The sequence below is a fragment of the Vibrio sp. Y20_XG_PY13 genome (genome assembly GCF_024181925.1).
Lineage (GTDB): Bacteria > Pseudomonadota > Gammaproteobacteria > Enterobacterales > Vibrionaceae > Vibrio > Vibrio parahaemolyticus.
Genome location: NZ_JAMZAL010000030.1, coordinates 1 through 3,346 on the forward strand (window position 1 = coordinate 1; position 3,346 = coordinate 3,346).

Genomic DNA, 3,346 nt, shown 5'->3' on the forward strand with positions numbered 1-3,346 from the left:
ACCTCTGGTTTTGGTTTTAAATGAAACCTCAACTTCCTTAGCTCGGCGGCTTATACAGGTGTAGTGCGGACAAACTAGCGGGGTGTTAGCCAGCTTAAATACTGAGTCTAGAAAACCTTGCGGCGCTCTCATGGCATAGCGAAAACGCGTTTCACCATCAGTGCGGTAGTAATGGCTAAGTCGCTGAATCGGCGAGGTCTACCACGCTTGCCTTGTTTGTTTTGATTCCACTCGGCTATCGTTTCCTCATCAATCCAAAAGGTCAGAGAACCACGGTTGATTAAGGCTTTATTGTACTGCTTCCAGTTAGTTGTTTTGTAACGAGGTTTAGGCATGAGGCTACGATGATTGATGGGTGTAGCCGATCAGATCGTAGCTTCTTGATTTAGTTCCATCGATTTAAGCAACAAAGCCATGTGACGTTTCTAACTTGCGGCGTCGTGTGACATTTTAAAATTGTTGAAACATTATATATCTATAGCTATCTTTTTTATTAAATGAATTACGTTAATTAAAAGAGAACAAATGACTATGAGATTTAACATCGTGTGCGCACTAAGCTGTGTAACATTTATAGCACTCCCCGCCAATAGCCAAACACTAGAAGAAGCAGTTGCTGTTACTCTTTCGACAAACCCACAGCTTAAAAGTGCCTTTAATGACTATATGAGCCATAAGAAAGAAATAAATGTGGCAGAGGGTTCATACCTACCAGATATAAATTTAAATGTAGGTATTGGTTATGAAGGGTTATCAACGACAAGTAACGATACACGTACAGATATGAATCGCAAAGAGGCCTCGCTAACTCTTGAGCAATTGATTTGGGACGGCTCAGCTACGTTTAACAACATTTCTCGAGTTTCCGCAGATGCCGAGTCAATGAGATATCAATTGTTAACCAATGCTCAAGATTTGGTACTTGAAGTCGCAAATATTTATCTTGATGTACTCAAAGCCGAAGAGATTCTGGCTCTATCAGAGAGTAATCTTGAGGTTCACCTGCAAATACATAAAAATATCATTCGTCGTACTGAATCAGGTATAGGCTCTACTGCAGATTTATCTCAAGCAGAAGGTCGCCTTGCCGAAGCTCATAATAACGTGCTTCTTGCCCAGAATAACCTTTCCAATACTCTAGCTCAATTCACCCGCCTTGTAGGGGAAGCTTCTGAAGAGCTTATCTTCCCAAAAGCCGATGTTGACTTCATCCCCCTTACTTTTGAAGAAGCGCTAGCCAAAGCCAACGAACAGCACACTGTAATTAAAACAGCCTTGGTAGATATTGATTCCGCTCTGTATCAATACAAACAATCAAAAGGGGTATACTACCCAACAATAACATTCGAAGTCAGTCAAACTTGGAAAGAAAATGCTAGTGGTCTTGAGGGAAGCAGGGAAGAAATGACAGCTATGCTCAACATTAGTTACAATCTATTCAACGGTGGTAGCGACCAAGCTAATGCTGAGAATTTAGCCTACCAACTAAATAAAGCAAGAGATCTGCGTGATAAAAGCTATCGGGCAGTGCAAGAGCAGCTTCAATTAGCTTGGAATATGCTAAGCCTATCTACACAGCAAAAAGACTTTTTATCTAGTCGTGTCGATTCACTATCAAAAACTGTAATAGCTTATAGAAAACAATATAAAATAGGTCAGCGCACCTTACTAGATGTACTTAACAGCGAAAACGAACTATTTAGTGCACGCAAGTCCTATTTAGATGCGCGTTACAATGAACAACTAGCCAAGTATCGAGTTCTGAATTCGACTGGTAATTTATTAGACGCCTTGCGGATTGAAATACCTGAAGAATGGAAGAAAGAAAATGAACATTAAAGACGTCTTCACTATAATATAGCAAGTTGAGCTTTCATTTTCAGCGGTCTTGTTGCATTGTTTATTAAGGAAACCAAACAGCTTGGAATTAATCAAGTGTCCAGCCAGACTGACTGGATATTTGGTTAAGCCCAGTTACCTTCCATAGTTAACTGAGTTTAGGTATCCGACAACTAGGTACCTTATCATTCGGTTGTATTCAAGCTCAATTTATTCGACATATCTTGTCATGATTGGCTCATATTCAATCGCTTACACCGTCATGAAGTGGAAGAGCTACTCTACGCAAGCGTTGTCCCAGCGTATCCGTCCCATGAACCCACGGGGCGATATTGTTAATGTTTGAAGTTCCAAGGTAGGAGTGCATCGATGTCTGACTCTGCTTTCGCCAGCTCTTTCATGCACTTGACCATGTAATCGTAGAGGATAAGGCTGTTGGCTTTAGCCATCTCGACGATACTTTAAAGCATCTCTCTCGCGTCTGCACCACTTGGTGTGTTCGAGAACAACCAGTTCTTTCTCCCAATGATTAGCGGTTTTATTGCACGTTCAGCACGGTTATTGTCTATCGATAAGTGACCGTCATCGATATAACGGATGAGCTTCGGCCATTGCCGAGCGTGTATCTTATCGCTTTACCCATAGGGCTAGACTCAAGCACTTGTTGCGTTGTCATCCACTCGTACAACTCATCCAGTATCGGTTTGGCATGCTGTTGACGTTCTGTTTTTCGTTTCTCGGCAGTCGCATCTTTTAAGCGGGATCCTATCCCATAGAGCTTCTGGATTTTGGCCAGCGCTTTATCTGCTTTGCCTGACTTACCTTTCCCTTGAGGCTTCTTTGCATCCATGAACTTGCGACGTGCATGGGCTTTGTTGCTTAAATCGATGGAACTAAATCAAGAAGCTACGATCTGATCGGCTACACCCATTAATCATCGTAGCCTCATGCCTAAACCTCGTTACAAAACAACTAACTGGAAGCAGTACAATAAAGCCCTAATCAACCGTGGTTCATTCACTTTCTGGATTGATGAAGAAGCCATAAGCGAGTGGAAGCAAAGCAAACAGAGTAAGCGCGGCAGGCCTCGTCGTTTCAGCGACCTAGCCATTACTACCGCACTGATGGTAAACGCGTTTTCGCTATGCCATTGAGAGCGCTGCAAGGTTTTCTAGACTCAGTATTTAAGCTGGCTAACATCCCGCTTGTTTGCCCGCACTACACCTGTATAAGCCGCCGAGCTAAGGAAGTTGAGATTTCATTTAAAACTAAAACCAGAGGTGCGATACAGTATCTGGCCATTGATGCCACTGGTCTCAAGGTTTATGGCGAAGGTGAATGGAAGGTCAAGAAACATGGTACTGACGGGAAGCGTAGAGGCTGGATAAAGCTGCATTTAGCAGTCGATACCAGCACTCACGAAATAATAGCAGCAGAACTGAGTTTATCTAATGTCACTGATGCAGAAGTCCTTCCAAATTTGCTCAAGCAAACACGTCGACGAATC

General features: G+C 42.6%; 1 protein-coding gene and 3 pseudogenes. 2 read left to right on the forward strand and 2 right to left on the reverse strand.

Features of this window, described 5'->3' with window-relative positions; genetic code table 11:
• Positions 1-335, reverse strand: a pseudogene (locus NL646_RS23165) (transposase); the annotation flags it as partial.
• A gap of 196 nt (positions 336-531) precedes the next feature.
• Here NL646_RS23165 and NL646_RS23170 point away from each other — a divergent pair.
• Positions 532-1,839: a TolC family outer membrane protein gene (locus NL646_RS23170; RefSeq protein ID WP_253664752.1), complete on the forward strand. Its 1,308-nt coding sequence runs from the start codon at positions 532-534 to the stop codon at positions 1,837-1,839.
• A 335-nt stretch (positions 1,840-2,174) separates the two neighbouring features.
• On the opposite strand, the pseudogene NL646_RS23175 reads toward NL646_RS23170, so the two are convergent.
• Positions 2,175-2,710 (reverse strand): annotated as a pseudogene (locus NL646_RS23175) (transposase); the annotation flags it as partial.
• A 76-nt stretch (positions 2,711-2,786) separates the two neighbouring features.
• On the opposite strand from NL646_RS23175, the pseudogene NL646_RS23180 reads away from it, so the two are divergent.
• Positions 2,787-3,346 (forward strand): annotated as a pseudogene (locus NL646_RS23180) (IS5 family transposase); the annotation flags it as partial.

Excerpts from the sequence above, each read along its gene's own strand:
- NL646_RS23170 (WP_253664752.1), top strand. The coding sequence starts at position 532 with ATGAGATTTAACATCGTGTGCGCACTAAGCTGTGTAACATTTATAGCA.